The 17211-nt window shown below is 70.2% G+C and carries 20 protein-coding genes; 10 read left to right on the top strand and 10 right to left on the bottom strand.

Features of this window, described 5'->3' with window-relative positions:
- Positions 1–124 precede the first annotated feature (124 nt).
- The 3 genes from ASF21_RS07175 to ASF21_RS07165 are packed head-to-tail and all read left to right on the top strand — an operon-like array spanning position 125 to position 3139.
- The gene (locus tag ASF21_RS07175) at positions 125–1408 is read left to right on the top strand and encodes a magnesium transporter MgtE N-terminal domain-containing protein (protein WP_055768596.1); all 1284 of its coding nucleotides are present in this window, start codon (positions 125–127) and stop codon (positions 1406–1408) included.
- Positions 1401–2000: a DUF1003 domain-containing protein gene (locus tag ASF21_RS07170; protein ID WP_055769318.1), complete on the top strand. Its 600-nt coding sequence runs from the start codon at positions 1401–1403 to the stop codon at positions 1998–2000. The genes ASF21_RS07175 and ASF21_RS07170 overlap by 8 nt, the downstream gene beginning before the upstream one ends.
- Positions 1997–3139: an Mrp/NBP35 family ATP-binding protein gene (locus ASF21_RS07165; RefSeq protein WP_055768593.1), complete on the top strand. Its 1143-nt coding sequence runs from the start codon at positions 1997–1999 to the stop codon at positions 3137–3139. The genes ASF21_RS07170 and ASF21_RS07165 overlap by 4 nt, the downstream gene beginning before the upstream one ends.
- Positions 3140–3154: 15 nt before the next feature.
- Here ASF21_RS07165 and ASF21_RS07160 read toward each other — a convergent pair whose 3' ends face one another.
- The 3 genes from ASF21_RS07160 to sigE all read right to left on the bottom strand — a co-directional run bounded on the left by ASF21_RS07160 (position 3155) and on the right by sigE (position 5343).
- A complete protein-coding gene (locus ASF21_RS07160; protein ID WP_055768589.1) occupies positions 3155–3571 on the bottom strand; it encodes a twin-arginine translocase TatA/TatE family subunit in 417 nt (138 codons plus the stop codon).
- Between the two features lie 132 nt (positions 3572–3703).
- Positions 3704–4690, bottom strand: a complete 987-nt coding sequence (locus tag ASF21_RS07155; protein WP_082471293.1) for an anti-sigma factor family protein — start codon at positions 4688–4690, stop codon at positions 3704–3706.
- Positions 4691–4695: 5 nt separating this feature from the next.
- Positions 4696–5343, bottom strand: coding sequence for an RNA polymerase sigma factor SigE (gene sigE / locus ASF21_RS07150; RefSeq protein WP_055768584.1), 648 nt, complete (start codon positions 5341–5343; stop codon positions 4696–4698).
- Positions 5344–5659: 316 nt separating this feature from the next.
- Between sigE and ASF21_RS07145 the strand changes: the two genes are divergently transcribed.
- Positions 5660–6298: an O-methyltransferase gene (locus ASF21_RS07145; protein ID WP_055768582.1), complete on the top strand. Its 639-nt coding sequence runs from the start codon at positions 5660–5662 to the stop codon at positions 6296–6298.
- 52 nt (positions 6299–6350) lie between these two features.
- Here ASF21_RS07145 and ASF21_RS16365 read toward each other — a convergent pair whose 3' ends face one another.
- The 5 genes from ASF21_RS16365 to ASF21_RS07125 form a co-directional block, all read right to left on the bottom strand.
- Complete coding sequence (locus ASF21_RS16365) at positions 6351–6518, bottom strand: DUF3117 domain-containing protein (RefSeq protein WP_082471292.1); 168 nt, start codon at positions 6516–6518, stop codon at positions 6351–6353.
- A 164-nt stretch (positions 6519–6682) separates the two neighbouring features.
- The gene (locus tag ASF21_RS07140; protein WP_055768578.1) at positions 6683–7945 is read right to left on the bottom strand and encodes a hypothetical protein; all 1263 of its coding nucleotides are present in this window, start codon (positions 7943–7945) and stop codon (positions 6683–6685) included.
- Positions 7942–8580, bottom strand: coding sequence for a DNA-3-methyladenine glycosylase I (locus tag ASF21_RS07135; protein ID WP_055768575.1), 639 nt, complete (start codon positions 8578–8580; stop codon positions 7942–7944). The genes ASF21_RS07140 and ASF21_RS07135 overlap by 4 nt, the downstream gene beginning before the upstream one ends.
- Positions 8577–9050 (bottom strand): DivIVA domain-containing protein, encoded by a 474-nt coding sequence (locus ASF21_RS17480; RefSeq protein ID WP_321166885.1) that lies wholly within the window; start codon positions 9048–9050, stop codon positions 8577–8579. Before ASF21_RS17480 ends, ASF21_RS07135 begins: the two co-directional genes overlap by 4 nt.
- A gap of 35 nt (positions 9051–9085) precedes the next feature.
- A complete protein-coding gene (locus ASF21_RS07125; protein ID WP_082471291.1) occupies positions 9086–9949 on the bottom strand; it encodes a TIGR00730 family Rossman fold protein in 864 nt (287 codons plus the stop codon).
- A 117-nt stretch (positions 9950–10066) separates the two neighbouring features.
- On the opposite strand from ASF21_RS07125, the gene ASF21_RS07120 reads away from it, so the two are divergent.
- From ASF21_RS07120 to ASF21_RS07105, 4 genes are all read left to right on the top strand, one after another.
- Positions 10067–10843: an amino acid ABC transporter ATP-binding protein gene (locus ASF21_RS07120; protein WP_055768573.1), complete on the top strand. Its 777-nt coding sequence runs from the start codon at positions 10067–10069 to the stop codon at positions 10841–10843.
- Between the two features lie 59 nt (positions 10844–10902).
- Positions 10903–11742, top strand: coding sequence for a glutamate ABC transporter substrate-binding protein (locus ASF21_RS07115; protein ID WP_055768570.1), 840 nt, complete (start codon positions 10903–10905; stop codon positions 11740–11742).
- A gap of 77 nt (positions 11743–11819) precedes the next feature.
- Positions 11820–12497: an amino acid ABC transporter permease gene (locus ASF21_RS07110; RefSeq protein ID WP_055768566.1), complete on the top strand. Its 678-nt coding sequence runs from the start codon at positions 11820–11822 to the stop codon at positions 12495–12497.
- Positions 12494–13363: an amino acid ABC transporter permease gene (locus tag ASF21_RS07105; protein ID WP_055768564.1), complete on the top strand. Its 870-nt coding sequence runs from the start codon at positions 12494–12496 to the stop codon at positions 13361–13363. Before ASF21_RS07110 ends, ASF21_RS07105 begins: the two co-directional genes overlap by 4 nt.
- A gap of 124 nt (positions 13364–13487) precedes the next feature.
- On the opposite strand, the gene dapE is transcribed toward ASF21_RS07105, so the two are convergent.
- On the bottom strand, positions 13488–14579 hold the full coding sequence (gene dapE, locus ASF21_RS07100; RefSeq protein ID WP_055768561.1) for a succinyl-diaminopimelate desuccinylase: 1092 nt from the start codon (positions 14577–14579) through the stop codon (positions 13488–13490).
- Between the two features lie 33 nt (positions 14580–14612).
- On the opposite strand from dapE, the gene dapD reads away from it, so the two are divergent.
- Together dapD and ASF21_RS07090 are read left to right on the top strand one after the other, a co-directional pair.
- Positions 14613–15614: a 2,3,4,5-tetrahydropyridine-2,6-dicarboxylate N-succinyltransferase gene (gene dapD / locus ASF21_RS07095; protein ID WP_055768558.1), complete on the top strand. Its 1002-nt coding sequence runs from the start codon at positions 14613–14615 to the stop codon at positions 15612–15614.
- Positions 15615–15680: 66 nt separating this feature from the next.
- Positions 15681–16496: a hypothetical protein gene (locus ASF21_RS07090; protein ID WP_055768557.1), complete on the top strand. Its 816-nt coding sequence runs from the start codon at positions 15681–15683 to the stop codon at positions 16494–16496.
- A gap of 12 nt (positions 16497–16508) precedes the next feature.
- Here the strand turns inward: ASF21_RS07090 and ASF21_RS07085 are convergent, their stop codons facing one another.
- Positions 16509–17123, bottom strand: a complete 615-nt coding sequence (locus tag ASF21_RS07085; RefSeq protein ID WP_055768554.1) for a hypothetical protein — start codon at positions 17121–17123, stop codon at positions 16509–16511.
- Positions 17124–17211 lie beyond the last annotated feature (88 nt).

The raw sequence follows: 17211 nt of genomic DNA, 5'->3' as shown, positions 1-17211 counted from the left end.
GGGAGTGAACTGGCAGTTCGCCCGGTGTCCGCCGCACGCCTGCCGGGAACGAGCCGGACGACCGTCCGGCGTCGCACGGCCGCAGGATGCCACCCGGTCGTGTGCCGCCCGATAGCCTAGGGCAGTGACTACCAACCCGACCCGCGTCTTCGTCGCCCGGCTCCTCGGCCTCGACGTCTTCGACCCCCTTGGTGACCGCCTCGGGCGTCTCCGTGACGCCGTGGTCCTCGACCGCGGTCCGGGCAAACCGCCGCAGGTGATCGGCCTCGTCGTCGAGGTGCCCGGGAAGAAACGCGTCTTCGTCCCCATGACCCGGATCACCTCGATGGATCCGTCGCAGATCATCTGCACCGGCCTGGTCAACCTGCGCCGGTTCGAACAGCGCGGGGCGGAGATGCTCGTGGTCGCGGAGCTGTTCGACCGCCGGCTGACGCTGCGCGACGGCAGCGGGAACGCGGTCGTCGAGGACGTCGCCATGGAGCGCAACCGCGCGGGTGACTGGCACGTGTCGCAGCTCTTCGTCCGACGCGGTGGTTCGACCTCCCCGCTGCGCGGGCTGCGGCGCGGCGGTGAGCGCATCATCATCGACTGGCTCCACGCCTTCCACGGCGCCACCGACGAGCCCCAGGGGGCCACGCAGTTCGTCGCCCAGCACGACGACCTGAAAGCGGCCGACTTCGCCGACGCCCTGCACGAGATGAACGACAAGCGCCGCATCGAGGTCGCCGGGGAGCTGCAGGACGATCGCCTCGCCGACGTCCTCCAGGAACTGCCCGACGACGACCAGGTGCAGATCCTGACCTCGCTCACCCGGGAGCGGGCGGCCGACGTCCTCGAGGAGATGGACCCGGACGACGCCGCCGACCTCCTCAACGAGCTGCCCGAGGCCCAGAAGGAGGAGCTCCTCCAGCTCATGGAGCCCGAGGACGCCGAGGACGTGCGCCGCCTGCTCGAGTACGAGGAGGACACCGCGGGATCCCTCATGACGACGGTCCCGGTCATCCTGCCGCCGGAGGCCACCGTGGCGGAGGCCCTGGCGCACGTGCGCCGGGAGGAACTCACACCTGCCCTCGCCTCCTCGATCTTCGTCTGCCGCCCACCGCTCGAGACGCCGACGGGCCGCTACCTGGGCGTCGTGCACATCCAGCAGCTCCTCCGCTTCCCCCCGCCCGAGCCGCTCGGCAACATCATCGACACCGGTCTCGAGGCGGTGGGCGATCAGGCGGACGTCAGCGAGGTGTCGCGCATCCTCGCGACCTACAACCTGAACTCGCTGCCGGTCGTCAACACCGAGGGGCGCCTCGTCGGCGCGGTGACGGTCGACGACGTCCTCGACCACCTGCTCCCGGACGACTGGCGGGCGCAGGACGATGCACCGGAACCGAAACGGGGTGGCCGCCGTGGCTGAGAAGATGAGGTCCAGCTCCCGGGGGCTGGACACGCCCAAGGAGACGCGGAAGCGGTTCCTCAACCGCCCGCGGCCGAACCCCGACCGGTTCGGCAGCGCGACGGAGAATTTCGCGCGGTTCATGGGCACACCGCAGTTCCTGCTCTACATGACGGTGTTCTGCATCATCTGGCTGTGCTGGAACACCTTCGGTCCGGCGGGCCTCCGGTTCGACAGCGCGGCCCTGGGCTTCACGGCACTCACCCTCATGCTGTCCCTCCAGGCCTCCTACGCCGCCCCCCTGCTGCTGCTCGCCCAGAACCGGCAGGACGACCGCGACCGCGTCTCCCTGCGGCAGGATCGGCAACGGGCGGAACGCAACCTCTCGGACACCGAGTACCTCACCCGCGAGATCGCTGAGCTGCGCATCGCCCTGCGGGAGGTCGCCACGCGCGACTACGTCCGTTCGGAGCTGCGGTCGGTCCTCGAGGAACTGCTGGAGACGACGGACGGCCAGGAGCTGACCCTCCACAAGCGCAAGCCACGGAAGCCCCCGGAGAACACCGTGGCCATGCCCAAGGTCCAGTCGGCCGGGAGGAAGCCCGTCCGGTGAGCAGCGACCTTCCCGTCGGCGGGCCCCCGGAGGACGCCGTCCACGCCGCCCTCGCCACGGTGATCGATCCGGAACTGCGCCGCCCCATCACCGAACTCGGCATGCTCGACACGGTGTCCGTCGAGGGGGCGACGGTGCGCATCCGCGTCCTGCTCACCATCGCCGGGTGCCCGCTGCGCGACACCATCGTGCAGGACACCGAGGCGGCACTGTCCGCCGTCCCCGGCGTCGGGCGGGTCGAGGTCGACCTCGGCGTGATGGACCAGGAGCAGCGCGATGCCCTTAAGGAACGGCTGAAGGGCGCCGGCGGCCGCCGGGGCATCCCCTTCAACGATCCTGGCTCACTGACGCGGGTCTACGCCGTCGCGAGCGGAAAGGGCGGCGTGGGCAAGTCCAGCGTCACCGTCAACCTGGCGGTCGCGATGGCCGCACAGGGGCTCCGTGTGGGCATCGTCGACGCCGACGTGTACGGGTTCTCCGTACCGGCACTCATGGGGATCACCCAGCAGCCCACCCGCGTGGACGAACTCATCCTGCCGCCGGTCGCCCATGACGTGAAGGTCATCTCGATCGGCATGTTCGTCGAGGGCAACCAGCCCATCTCCTGGCGAGGGCCCATGCTGCACCGTGCACTCGAGCAGTTTCTGACGGACGTCTACTTCGGCGACCTGGACGTCCTGTTCCTCGACCTGCCGCCGGGCACGGGCGACATCGCGATCTCGGTGGCCCAGCTCCTGCCGACCTCGGAACTGCTCGTGGTGACCACTCCGCAGGGCGCCGCGGCGGACGTGGCGGAGCGCGCAGGGGCGATGGCGGCGCAGACCGGCCAGGGGGTGGCGGGGGTGATCGAGAACATGTCGTGGCTCGAGCTGCCCGACGGCACCCGGCTCGACCTCTTCGGGAGCGGCGGGGGTGGGGCGGTGGCGGGCCGCCTGACGGCGACGCTGGGAATCGACATCCCCCTGCTCGGCAGCATCCCGTTGGACGTCGCCCTCCGGCAGGGCGGGGACGACGGCGTCCCCCTGGTCCTCGACCACCTGGCATCCAGGGCGGGTATCGAACTCGTGCGGATCGCCGGCGCGCTGGCCCGCCGTCCCCGCGGCCTCTACGGACTGAGGCTGAACGTCACGCCACGGTAGGCGTGCACGCAGGGCTCAGGTCGCCTCGAGGTCGTAGGGGGCGGCCTGTCCTGCTTCGAGACGCGGCCCGAGGGGAACCGTCACGGCAGGTCGGGCAGAAGCGAGTGCGGCGGCAGCGGGCGCGGCGGCGGCGACAGGCCTCGGGGCACCCTCGCTGACCGGCTTGAAGACGTCCTCGATGTCGTCGAGGAGGGCTTCCTTGATGATGCGCCGCGGGTCGTACTGGCGGGGGTCGAGCTTGCGCCAGTCGACCTCGTCGAGCTCCGGTCCCACTTCCTCCCGGAGCTGCTCGCGTGCTCCGCTGGCCATGCGGCGGAGGCCCTTCACGAGCCGAGCGAGCTGGGCGGCGTACTCCGGAAGGCGCTCCGGGCCGAGCACCACGACGGCGATGATCGCCAGGACCACGAGTTCGAGGCCGTTGATTCCCAACACCTGAAAAGACTACCTTCCCGCCCGGAGGCCCGTCACCGTCACGGGTGTCCCCGCGGTGGGACCCCGCCATGCATCGCCGAAGATTCACCGGACCGTCATGCCCGAGTCATCCGACCGGCCGGTGGACCGCGGCTAGTGGGAGCTTCCCCCGGGGTGCGTGATCATCGACAGTCCCCGGACGATCCGCTCCATCATCGATTCCTCCTGGCGGGGTGGAGTCACGGCCAGCTGGGCGTGCTCCGTGGTCACGAGCTGGCTCAGTGTCTGCGGCATGGCGGCGGCAGGCATCGAAGACACCACGGTGTACGTGACCGTCGGGGAATCCAGCACCACCTGCCACGGCTCGCCCGAGCGCACCCACAGGTCGCGGTCGGCTCCGCCGACGTGCTCGAAGCCGTCGGCCGTGACGACGCGCCCTGTCACGGCGCTGAAGGGTGCGGCCGCACCCCCGCCCTCGTCGCCGACCTTCCTCTGTTCGTAGACCGTGACGGTGGAGCCGTCGTTCTCGAGGGTGAGCTCGAGCGTGGGCCTGCCGTCCACCGTGATCCCTTCGGCGCTGCTGAGCGTGAAGCCGAGCGATTCGAGCTCCGGGCAGTACCACCCTCCGGCTCGGAGGGTGTCCAGCTGCTCGGCGTCGAGGGTCGTCGGGGTGCGCGGCGCCACCGACTCCCAGCCTGCACGGAGTGCCGTGGAGCCGTCGGCCGCCTCGATCGTGGTGGAGGCGGCCTCGGACCCGACGATATAGGCGCTGCCGAGGATCGCCCCGGCCACGACGACGGTCCCGCCGGCTGCGGCAACGGCGGTACGACGGCGCCGGTGGGGCTCGGTCCGCTCATGATGGTCCCGGACGAACGCAGCACTCGATCCTGCCCGGTCCTCACGCCGCTGGAACCGCGGAGGACCCTCGACCGCGGCGGTGGGAGCCAGCAGTCGTCGCTGGAACTCCGGGTCGGGTACGGGCCTGCGCAGGCCGAGCAGGGCACTCTTGAGGGCGCGGAGCCTGGACACGGTCGCAGCGCACGCGGAGCAGCGGGCGACGTGGCGCTCGACGCCGATCCGGCGCCGGTCCGGCAGTTCGCCGTCCACGAGGTCCTGCAGGAGGCGACGGGGGTGAAGCACCGTCCCTAGCCCAGACCGGCGATCCGCGGGACGCCCAGGGCAGTGCCGCTTCCTCCGGTGGGTCGCGGATCGCGGTGGGCGAGCTTCTCGCGGAGCATCGTGCGGCCACGGTGGATGCGCGAGCGTACGGTGCCGAGCTTGACCCCCAGCACCTGTGCCACCTCGTCGTACGCCAGGCCTTCGAGGTCGCACAGGACGACGGCGGCCCGGAAATCCGGGGGGAGCTCCTCGAGCGCCGACTGCACGTCGATGTCGAGGTTGTTGAACTCGAAGCTGCGCTCGGGGCCGGGGTGCTTGCTGGGGAGGCGGCTCTCGGCCTCCTCCGTCAGGCCGTCGAACCGGATGCGGGTCTTGCGCCGCGCCTGGTCGAGGAAGAGATTGGTGGTGATGCGGTGCAGCCAGCCGTCGAGGGTGCCCGGCTTGAAGTTCGCGAGGGACCGGAAGACCCGCACGAAGACCTCCTGCGTGAGGTCCTCGGCGTCGAAGCGGTTCCCGGTCAGGCGGTAGGCCAGGCGGTAGACCTTCGGCGAGTAGTTGGTGACCACTTCTTCCCAGGACGGGGCCACCCACGGGTTGCCGTGCTCATCGAGGATGGGATCGTCCGCCACTGCGGACCCACCAGCGGGCTGTGCCGCCTTCACGCTGGACATCATCTACCCCTTTTCGCCGCGTATCCCGATCGGGCCACCACGCCGATGCCCATGCAGCAGGCGGTGGTATCAGGGATTCGGGACCGTGCTCGTGCCGGATGTCCCGAGTTCGAAGTCTTTCGCACCAAGCTGGGAGGTAGCTGGCAGGCCGGCGCGTGTTGATTCCGGGTATCGGCTTCGCTGTCGGTTACTCTCCGGCTCACCGGCGAACGGTCCGGAACGGCCGCCCGCATGGAAGTGCGAGCAGCCCAGACAGTAGTGTTGGGGCGGGGCTCCGGCCTCCGACAGTCCCCCTTATCCCAGAACAGAACGGATGCCCATGGCCGCCGACAAACACAGCAGCTGGTCCTACACGGAAGGGCTTCCCGACGAGGACGACATCCTGCTCCGTGCCCGCGACAGGTCCCACGAGCTGGGCGTCTCTCCGGTGACACCTGCAGTCGGCGCTGCCCTGACCGTGCTGGCGGCTGCCTCGAAGGCGACGACGGCGGTCGAGGTCGGCGCGGGTGCCGGCGTCTCGGGGGTCTGCCTCCTGAGGGGGCTCGGACGGAGCGCCGTGCTGACCACGATCGATTCCGACGTCGATCATCTCCGGGCGGCTCGGGAGGCCTTCGCGGAAGCGGGCATACCCTCCAACCGGACCCGCACCATCTCGGGGCGCGCCGCGGACGTCCTGCCCCGGCTGACGGATCGCGCTTACGACCTCGTCTTCATCGACGCCGACAAGGCGGGACTCCCGGCGTACGTGGAGCAGGCGATCCGCCTGCTGAAGGACGGCGGCATCCTCATCGTCAACGATGCCCTCGACCAGGACCGCGTGGCGGAACCCGCCGTCCGAGAGCAGTCGACCAACACGCTGCGGCAGGTGGGCCGGATGGTCCGAGACGACGATTCCCTCGTCTCGGCACTCCTCCCGACCGGCACGGGACTCCTCCTCGCCGTCAAGCAAAAGGCCTGACCGCGAAGAAGGCCTGATCGCGAAGCGGGGGCGGCGGGTGGACGGAGCGGTGTCAGCCGGTGACGGTGAGCAGGCAGTCCTTGAGGTTGCCTGCCTCTTCCGCGTTGAGTTCCACGACCAGGCGTCCGCCGCCGTCGATGGGTACCCGCATGATGAGGCTGCGCCCCTCCTTGGTGACTTCCATCGGTCCATCGCCGGTACGCGGTTTCATGGCAGCCATAGGGGTGTCCCTTTCAACAGGGCGCAACCGCGGTCAGCGGTAGCGCGACAGTAAACGGTGCTCCGTCCCGTCGACCCGGTGAGAGGCCCGGCGGTGCACGTCATCCCCTTCATTATTCAGCACAAGCCCTGCTCCTGCTAATTCGGGTGCGGCGTGGATCACACTCAGGGTGGATAATCCCCGTTCGATCCCGTGGGAGTCCAGCCCCACAGCGAGTCGACCCAGAGGAACTGCAGGACCACCGAGAGCGGCAGGAGCACCCAGAGGATCCTGCCTCGCTGCAGTGACGCAGCGGCGAGGGCGAGGGGGAAGAGCGGCACCAGGATGCGCCAGGTGCTGGACTGCGGGTCCCAGAAGGCCGCGAGGTACAGCAGGTAGGCGGCGCACCACGCATTCAGGACCAGCCCGAGCGACCGGACGGGGCGCGCGGAGAACAGTCCGATCCCGCCGAGGAGGAGCGCCAGGACCACGAGGGACGCCGCTGCCGGCCCGACGAGGGCCGCCGGGTTCTCGAACCACGGGAGGAAGGGGGTGAGCGCCTCGCCACGCCACGCGGTCTCGGTGGCGACGTAGGCGTCGCGCCGACCCGTCGCGATCCAGGCGATGAGGGGCCAGGCCACGGCGGAGAGCGACGCGACGCCACCGAGCAGCAGCAGGGGCAGGACCCGGCCGGCCGATTCCCTCCGGAGCACCGGATCCGCCCCCGCGCGGCGCCAGGTCCACACCTCGTGGACGAACAGGACGCCGAGGGCCAGCGCGAACGGCACTCCCGCCGGACGGGACAGGCACATGAGGACGACGACGGGCATCGCCGCGTAGTACCGGTGCGTCGACACGAGATGCAGCGCGGAGGCGAGGAGCAGGAGGTGCAGGGATTCGGCGTAGGGGACCTGCAGGATCGGCGAGACCGGGGCGAGCGACACGACCGCGACACCCGCGAGCGCGGTGCGGTGACCGGCCCGCAGCCGGAACAGCCGATAGATCACGAGGGCCGCGCCCGCAGCGGCGAGCCACGCGACCAGCGGAGCGAGGACGCCCCAACCGAGGCCCGTGACGACGTCGAGGCTGCGGACGATACCCGGGTACAGGGGGTAGAAGGCCCACTGGTTGTGCGTGACGATGCCGAAGAGGTCCGTGGGCAGGTCCGTCGGATAGCCCTCACGGAAGATGCGCTCGTACCACCCGCTGTCCCAGTAGTTGATGAAGGTGCCGTAGGCGGGCGCGGGCCCGGACCAGGGACTTGCCCCCTGGCGGGATGCAGCGAGGAGGAGGATCGCCGTGCTGACGAGGCGCCCCGCGAGGAAGAGCACGAGCACCTGGACGGACCAGTGCGCGAGGAGCCGGGACACGACGGTCCCGCGCCCGCTCCGTGCGACGGGAGCGGGGCCGGCCGCCGTCGCCGTGTCGGTCCGTCCGCGGCTGATCACGGGCGGCGCGCCCCCGTGGCCGCGCTGCTCCCCGGCACGATCGCGGGGGCGGCGGCGGACAGTGCATCCCGCACCCAGCAGTCCTGGAGGTGGTCGTCGACGTAGCCCGTGGCCTGCAGCATGGCATAGGCCGTCGTCGGGCCGACGAACCGGAAGCCGAGACCGCGGAGCGTGCGGGCGAGGGAGGTACTCTCCGGCGTGATGGCCGGGACGTCCGCGAGGGTGGCCGGAGCGGCGACCTGCGCAGGGCGGTGGGCGGCGAGGACCGAGCCGAGCGTCGTCCCGGCGGGCAGGGCGAGGAGCGCGCGGGCGTTCGAGACGGTCGCCTCGATCTTCTGGCGGTTCCGGACGATGCCCGGGTCGGCGAGGAGCCTCTCGATGTCCGCCTGGCCGAAGGCGGACACGGTGCGGGGCTCGAACCCGGCGAACGCGGAGCGGAAGGCCTCGCGCTTCCGCAGGATGGTGATCCAGCTGAGGCCGGACTGGAACGCCTCGAGGCTCAGCCGTTCGAAGAGTGCCGTCTCGCCCGTGACCGGCCGCCCCCACTCGAGGTCGTGGTACCGCTCGTACTCCGCACTGGACACGGCCCAGCCGCAGCGCAGGCGACCGTCCGACCCCGGGACAGCCCCGCTCACCGGCGTCCGTCCCGTCCCGCGAGCTCGGCCCGCAGGGCCCTGATCGTGGCGTCCCTGGCCTCGAGCGCGCTCGAGAGTCGATCGAGGACCTCGTCCACCTGGTCCATCCGGTACCCGCGCAGGCCCAGTCCGAACCGCACGGCATCGACGTCGGTCCCCGACGGATCATCGGGCAGCAGGACCGGCGGGAGGCTCGCCACCGGCTCGACCAACCCGAGTCCGTCTCTTCGTGCCGAAGGGTCCTCGTCGCTGCCCGGCGTCAGGAGCCGGCTGTCGTCGTCACCCGTCGGGGTGCCCGCCGGGTCCCGCCCGGCCGCGTCGTCGGGCCCGTCCGCGGCACGGCGGAGGACGGACGGCTTCGCCCGCCGGGCGCCCCGGGGCCGCAGGACCGCCGGCACCTCCCGACCGGACGCGAGGAGCGCCGTGGCACCCACCAGCACGATGGCGAGGATCACCAGGAAGATAGTCACACGGCAATGGTGCCAGAGGCGCGCCCGCGTGAAGCTCAGGAAGTGCCGGAACGGCCGGCGGACGCCGCGACGATCCGGACGGCCTCCTCCGCCGTGTCCACGAGGTGGAGAAGGGACAGATCCTTCTCCGAGATGGTCCCCTCCGTGAGCAGGGTGCCCCTGATCCAGTCGAGCAGCGGCCGCCAGTAGTCGACGCCGATCAGGACGATCGGGAATGACGTCACCTTGCCCGTCTGGACCAGCGTCATGGCCTCGAACAGCTCGTCGAGCGTCCCGAAGCCGCCGGGCAGGACGACGAAGCCGCTGGCGTACTTGACGAACATCGTCTTGCGGGCGAAGAAGTACCGGAAGTTGATGCCGAGGTCCACCCACTCGTTCATGCCCTGCTCGAAGGGCAGCTCGATGCCGAGCCCCACGGAGACTCCCCCGGCCTCGCACGCACCCTTGTTCGCCGCTTCCATGGCACCCGGTCCGCCGCCGGTGATGACCGCGTAGCCGGCCTCGACCAGACGCCGGCCCACCTCCTCCCCGATACCGTAGAAGGGGGAGTCGCGGGCCGTCCGGGCGGAGCCGAAGACGCTGATGGCCGGGCCGAGGTCGGCCAGGGTGCCGAACCCCTCGACGAATTCGCTCTGGATCCGCAGGACCCGCCACGGATCCGTGCGCGTGAAGGCACCGGAATCCGGCGCGTCGAGCAGGGTGTTGTCGGACTGCGGCCCGGTCGCCTGTCCGCGGCGCAGTTCCACCGATCCCCGACGACGCGTGGCCTGTGACGGCCCGGGGGGACGTGCCTCGCCGGACGCGAGCCACGGCGCCACGACGGACGGATCCGCGACGTCGTCGTCCGCTGCCGGGAGCCACGCGTCACCGGACGCCGAAGGGTGCTGGGAAGGAGACATTTCCCTAGGCTAACCAACGAGCGGCACACGCTGCGGATTTGGTTGCTCTTGAATCACAATCGGCGCCGCCGGGCTGCTCCGTCTTGCTGAGGAGGAATAGTTCGCTACATTTCTCCCATGACAAGTGAAGCGCAACCGTCTACGCCTGCGTCCTCGACACGTCCCCTCGTCTCCCTCCGCAAGGTCAACAAGCATTTCGGCGACCTGCACGTGCTCCGCGACATCGACCTGGACGTCGCGCGCGGCGAGGTCGTCGTGGTGATCGGTCCCTCGGGCTCCGGCAAGTCGACGCTGTGCCGGGCCATCAACCGCCTCGAGACCATCGACGACGGGGAGATCACCATCGACGGCAAGGTGCTCCCGGCGGAGGGCAAGGAACTCGCGAAACTGCGCGCCGACGTCGGCATGGTGTTCCAGTCCTTCAACCTGTTCGCGCACAAGTCGATCCTCGAGAACGTCACCCTCGGCCCCGTCAAGGTCAAGGGCATGAAGCCCGGTCCCGCCAAGGATCTCGCCATGTCCCTGCTCAAGCGCGTCGGCGTCGACAACCAGGCCCAGAAACTTCCCGCGCAACTGTCCGGCGGCCAGCAGCAGCGCGTGGCCATCGCCCGCGCCCTCGCCATGCAGCCCAAGGTGATGCTGTTCGACGAGCCGACCTCCGCCCTCGACCCGGAGATGATCAACGAGGTCCTCGACGCGATGGTCGCCCTCGCCAAGGAGGGCATGACGATGATCGTCGTCACGCATGAGATGGGCTTCGCCCGACGTGCCGCCGACCGCGTGATCTTCATGGCCGACGGACAGATCATGGAGCAGGCGACCCCGGAGGAGTTCTTCACCAACCCCCGGAGCGACCGCGCCAAGGACTTCCTGGGCAAGATCCTCTCCCACTGATCCCCCTACATCACCACTCGCACCCAAGGCCTTCCGGGGCCGCAACACAAGGAGCACCCATGCAGAAGACCCGATACGCAGCAGCCGCGGTGGCCGCGGTGGCCGCACTGACACTGTCCGCCTGTGGTGGCGGAGACAGCGCCGAGAGCGAGGGCGGCGAGTCCGGCGGCGAGATGGTCCGCATCGGCATCAAGTTCGACCAGCCGGGCCTCGGCTACGACGAGGGCGGCACCTACTCCGGCTTCGACGTCGACGTCGCGACGTACGTGGCGAACGAACTCGGCTTCGGCGAGGACCAGATCGAGTTCGTCGAGGCGCCGTCGGCCAACCGCGAGAACCTGCTCTCGAACAACCAGGTCGACATGATCTTCGCGACCTACTCCATCACGGACACCCGCAAGGAGACCGTCGACTTCGGCGGACCGTACTTCGTGGCCGGCCAGGACCTGCTCGTCCCGACCGACAGCGACATCACCGGGCCCGAGGACCTCGAGGGCAAGAACCTCTGCTCGGTCACCGGCTCCACCTCGGCGCAGAAGATCAAGGACCAGTACCCCGGTGTCCAGCTGGTCGAGCAGCCCGGCTACGCCGAGTGCGTCACGGCGATGGGTGGCGGCCAGATCGACGCCGTCACCACCGACGACATCATCCTCGCCGGCCTCGCCGCGCAGGAGGCCAACGCCGGCAAGTTCAAGGTCGTCGGCAACACGTTCTCGGAGGAGAACTACGGTGTCGGCCTGCCGAAGGGCAGCACCGAGCGCTGCGAGGAGGTCAACGCGGCCATCACGAAGATGATCGAGGACGGCGCGTGGGAGGAAGCGATCATGAGCAACACCGAAGGGGCCGACTACGAGTTCAACGCGGATCTCAACCCGCCCACCCCGGCGCCCTGCGCCTAGCATCGCTGCCATGGGTGGGGTGGTCCGCATGGACCGCCCCACCCGTGCCATGTTCCCCACCAGGAAAGAGGTGAACCGTGGAGAACTACCTGTCGCTGTTCGAAACCTATGACGTACCCGCCGCGTTCTGGGTCAACATCCAGCTGTCGTTCTGGGCGGCCATCTTCGCGCTCGTCATCGGTACGGTGCTGGCCCTGTTCCGCATCTCCCCGATCCCGAGCCTCCAGTGGTTCGGGGCGGCGTACGTCAACATCTTCCGCAACACGCCGCTGACCATCATCCTCGCGTTCGGTTTCCTCGGCCTGTTCTCCGTCATGCAGATCAGCCTGGCGAGCGATCTGAACGCGAGCCTGTTCCGGATCGCCATCCTGGGCCTCGCGCTCTACCACGCGGCCTTCGTGTGCGAGGCGATCCGCAGCGGCGTCAACACCGTCCCGCTCGGCCAGGCGGAAGCCGCCCGGGCCATCGGCCTGAGCTTCCTGCCCGCCGCGCGCCTGATCATCCTGCCGCAGGCGTTCCGTGGGGCCATCGCCCCGCTCGGGAACGTGCTGATCGCGCTCATCAAGAATTCGACGGTCGCCGCCGCGGGGTCCGTCGCCACGGAGTCCTCCGGACTCATGAAGACCATGATCGAGTTCCGTTCGGACCTGGTCATCCCCATCTTCCTCACGTTCGCCCTCGGGTTCGTGATCCTGGTGATTCCCATCGGGCTCCTCACCACGTGGGCCTCACGCAGACTGGCGGTGGCACGATGAGCGCGCAGCAGGTCCTCTTCGACGCACCGGGTCCGCGCGCGCGGCGTGTCATCCTCATCGGCAACATCGTGGGTGTCCTCGTCGCCGTCGCCGTCCTCGCCTGGATCCTGTCGGCACTGGCCGGCAAGGGCCAGCTCGCCGCGAGCATGTGGACACCGTTCCTGGAGTCCCGCACCTGGGAGTTCTTCATCCTCCCCGGTCTCGTGAACACCCTGAAGGCCGCAGGGATCTCGATCGTCACGGCCGTCCTGTTCGGCCTGATCTTCGGCGTGGGACGCCTGTCCCACTCCGCACCGATCCGCGCGGTCGCCGGTTCCGTCGTCGAGGTGCTGCGGGCCGTACCCGTCCTGCTGATGATGATCTTCTTCTGGCTCGCCCTCGGCAGCTCGGGCGCCGTGAAGCCGCAGGACGCGCCCCTGATCGCCGTCGTCGTCGCGCTCACGCTCTACAACGGCTCCGTGATCGCCGAACTCGTCCGCTCCGGCGTCCACGGCCTGCCCCGGGGCCAGCGCGAGGCGGGCATGGCGATCGGCCTGACCCGCAACCAGTCGCTGCGGAACATCGAGGTGCCGCAGGCACTCATCGCGATGCTGCCGGCGCTCGTCAGCCAGTTCGTGGTGATCCTGAAGGACTCGGCGCTCGGCTTCATCATCACCTACCCCGAGCTGCTGCAGTTCACCCGTCGGCTCGGCGTCGGAGAGGGCAATGTCATCCCCTCGCTGCTCGTCGCGGCAGCGATCTTCATCCTCATCAACTTCGCGCTGTCGACCCTCGCGACCCGGCTGTCGGTCCTCCTGAGCTTCAGGACGAAGGGCCGCAAGCCCGTGGCGCCCGGACCCCTCGTGCCGGAGGCGGCCGCCACCTGACACACACCACGCTGCGGCGACCGGCCTGTCCGGCCGGGCACGCGGCACGGACGAGGAAGGGCCCGGTTCAGGAGAACCGGGCCCTTCCTCGTCGGTGCTGTCGACGGTGCTGTCGACGGTGCTGTCAGGAGAGCCAGGTGGTGAGCGCTCGGAGGCACGCACGGACGGCGTCGGCGTGCACGTGCTCGTCGTCGGTGTGCGCGAGGAGCGCGTCACCCGGCCCGAAGTTCACCGCAGGCACGCCGAGGGCACTGAACCGTGCAACGTCCGTCCAGCCGTACTTGGGTTTCGGCTCCGCCCCCACGGCGGCGACGAAGGCTGCGGCGGCGGGATGCTGCAGTCCCGGACGCGCCCCGGCAGCGGCGTCGGTGCGCTCCACCTCGAACCCCTCGAGCAGCGCCCGCACGTACTCCTCGGCCTGCTCCGGGCTCTTGTCGGGGGCGAACCGGTAGTTCACCTCGATCACCGCGCTGTCCGGGATGACGTTGCCGGCGGTCCCGCCGACGATCTTCACGGCGTTGAGGCTCTCGCGGTAGTCCAGGCCGTCGACGTGCACGGTCGCCGGCTCGTGGTCGCGCAGGCGCACGAGGATCTCCGCCGCGCCGTGGATGGCGTTGACGCCCATCCAGGCACGGGCCGAGTGCGAGGCGCGGCCCGCGACGCGCACGTCGAAGCGGGCGGTGCCGTTGCAGCCGCCCTCGACCGTCCCGTCCGTAGGTTCCAGCAGCACGGCGAAATCCGCGACGAGCCAGTCCGGGAAGGAGGCCGCGACGCGGCCGAGCCCGCTCAGGGACGCCTCGACCTCCTCGTGGTCGTAGAAGACGAACGTGATGTCGCGCGTCGGATCCGTCAGGGCGGCCGCGAGTGCCAGCTGCACCGCGACCCCGCCCTTCATGTCCGTGGCGCCGCGCCCGTAGAGGACGTCCCCGTCCCAGGTCGAGGGGACCGTACCCCGGGATCCACCCGCCGTGGGCAGCGGGACGGTATCGATGTGCCCGGCCAGGATCACGCGTTCGGCGCGCCCGAGGGTGGTGCGGGCCATCACGCAGTCGCCGTCGCGCACCACCTCGAGGTGCGTGAGGGGCCGCAGGACCTGCTCGATGGCGTCGGCGATCCCGCGCTCGCCCCCCGAGACGCTCTCGAGATCGATCAGGCGTGCGGTCAGGTGCGCCACGTCGGCGGTCGGATCGAGCGCCGGGGAGGGTGTCTGAATCATGCTCAAACACTATCGCTCGGTAGACTGCTGCCCATGACGACTCCCCTGCCGAACCCACCCCTGCCCGGCGACTCCCGGCGGCCGGCCGGTGGTCTGGGCCTCGCCACGGTCACCACGGACGGCGTGGTCCTCGACACCTGGTTCCCCGCACCCTGGCTGGGAGAGGCGCCCTCGGACGGAACCATCGGCGGAGCGGCAGGCGCGACCGGGTCCGGTCTCCGCGACACCCTCGAGGCACTGGCAAGGGCCGGCGTCGACACAGCCCGGGGAGTCTCCCAGCGCGTCGTCGAGATCACCATCGAGCTGGACGACGCACCGGCCGGCACCGAGGACGCCTACCTGCGGCTGCATCTTCTCTCGCACCGGCTGGTCCAGCCCAACACCGTGAACCTCGACGGTGTCTTCGGTCTCCTCGCCAATGTCGTCTGGACGAACCACGGCCCCGCCGCCGCCGAGGGCTTCGAGACGGTGCGGGCCGCCATGCGCGCCCGTGGACCCGTCGCCGTGTACGGGGTGGACAAGTTCCCCCGCATGGTGGACTACGTGGTGCCGGCCGGTGTGCGGATCGCCGACGCGGACCGCGTGCGCCTCGGCGCGCACCTCGCGGAGGGCACCACGGTCATGCACGAGGGGTTCGTGAACTTCAACGCCGGGACCCTCGGCCACTCCATGGTCGAGGGCCGGATCTCGGCCGGCGTCGTCGTCGGTGACGGTTCGGACATCGGCGGGGGTGCCTCGATCATGGGCACCCTCTCGGGCGGTGGCACGGAACGCATCACCATCGGCGAGCGCTGCCTGCTCGGCGCCGAGGCCGGAGTCGGCATCTCGCTCGGCGACGACTGCGTGGTCGAGGCCGGACTCTACCTGACGGCCGGCACCAAGGTCACGCTGCAGGACGGGAGCGTCGTGAAGGCGAAGAACCTCTCCGGCGAGCCCGGCATCCTGTTCCGTCGCAATTCCACGACCGGAGCCGTGGAGGCGCAGCCGCGGACGGGTGAGGGCATCGCGCTCAACCCGGCACTGCATGCCAACTGACCCGTGACCCCCCGATCTCCGTCCGCAGCCGTCAGGCGGCGTCGACGGCGCGTCCGGACGGCGGCGATGCTCACCGTGCTCGGTGTCGTCGTCGTGGGCGGCGCCGGGCTGGCGGTGACCCAGCTGGACCGGAGTGAGGTCCTGGTCCGTGAGCGGTGCAACGCCACGGTGGGCGCCGACACCTTCGAGCTCACTCCGACGCAGGCGGGGAATGCCGCCCTCATCTCGGGGATCGCGGTGCAGCGCGGGCTGCCCGCCCGCGCTGCGTCGATCGCGATCGCGACCGCCATCCAGGAGTCGCGCCTGGAGAACATCGACTACGGCGACGACGCCGGGCCGGATTCCCGGGGGCTGTTCCAGCAGCGTCCGTCCCAGGGGTGGGGTACCGAGGAGCAGATCATGAGGCCCGCCTACGCCACCGGCGCGTTCTACGACGCACTCGTGCAGGTCCCGGGCTACGAGGACCTGCCCATCACCGAGGCGGCGCAGACCGTGCAGCGCTCGGCCTTCCCGGAAGCCTACGCCGACCACGAGCCCGAGGGCCGCGCGTTCGCCTCGGCCCTGACGGGCAACTCACCCGCCGCACTGGACTGCACGCTCCGCGACCCGACGACGACGGGCGATGTCCTCGCGGTCTCCGCCGCCGCTGACGAGGCCTTCGGGCCGCTGGGCGGCACCGCCGACGGCACCCTCCTGAGGCTGGACGTCTCGGGCGACCTCGGGTGGGCGGCCGCACAGTGGGCCGTCGCGAATGCCTCGACCCTCCACATCACCTCGGTCTCCCACTCGGGCCTGGAGTGGGACCGGGCCGAGGGCGGCTGGAGCACGGTCGGAACGGAGTCGGGGATCGTGACCATCACCGTCGCGGGCGCCACTCCCTGAGCCACGGGCAGGTCAGGCCAGCATCCTGATCACGGGCTCCACGTAACTGCGGAAGGACTGTTCGTCGTCGAACAGTTCCTGGCACATGAGGAGCTTGTCCGGTTCCACCCACCAGGCGCGGCGCACCCCCAGGGGCAGCTCGATCACCTGGAGCGTGAACCGCCGCGCCGCCCGGCCCAGTTCGAGTTCGCGCTCCTGGATCATGCGGGACAGCAGGTATTCAATGCTCTCGGCCCCGCGTGAGCCGGCGTGCAGGGCGTACTCCGCGCACCGCTCCTCGGCCCAGTCGGTCGCCGCCCCGACACGGGCCCGCAGGAGGGCCTTCAGCGCCTCCATGCCGTCGAGCGCCTCGAAGCGCGGCGGGACCGGGAGGACGGCGTCACTGATGCGGTGCGAGAGGAGGCTGTGCCACCACGCCTCCCACTCGACGCGCAGTGTGGCCGACCCCCCGACGGGTTCCACCAGGCGCCGGAGGTCCACCGGGCGGACCGCAGGAGTGACCGGCGGCAGCGCCGGCCTCCCGAGCCCCCGGAAGTCCGCGCAGTCCCTCAGGTAGAGCGCCACGAGCAGCACCTCCGAGGTGTCCACGGTGAAGTACGTGCTGTAGCCGGGGTCGGGGTACGACATGGGCCTCCTTCGGACCGGTCATGCTGGTCCTACAGTAGCCTCCGGATCCACGACGCTCCAGAGGTGCAGGGACCGCCGGGGACGCCGT

Origin of the sequence: Arthrobacter sp. Leaf234, assembly GCF_001422665.1 — a bacterium.
GTDB lineage: Bacteria > Actinomycetota > Actinomycetes > Actinomycetales > Micrococcaceae > Arthrobacter_D.
The sequence above is the reverse complement of the archived record's forward strand: the minus strand, read 5'-3'. Positions and strand labels throughout refer to the sequence as shown.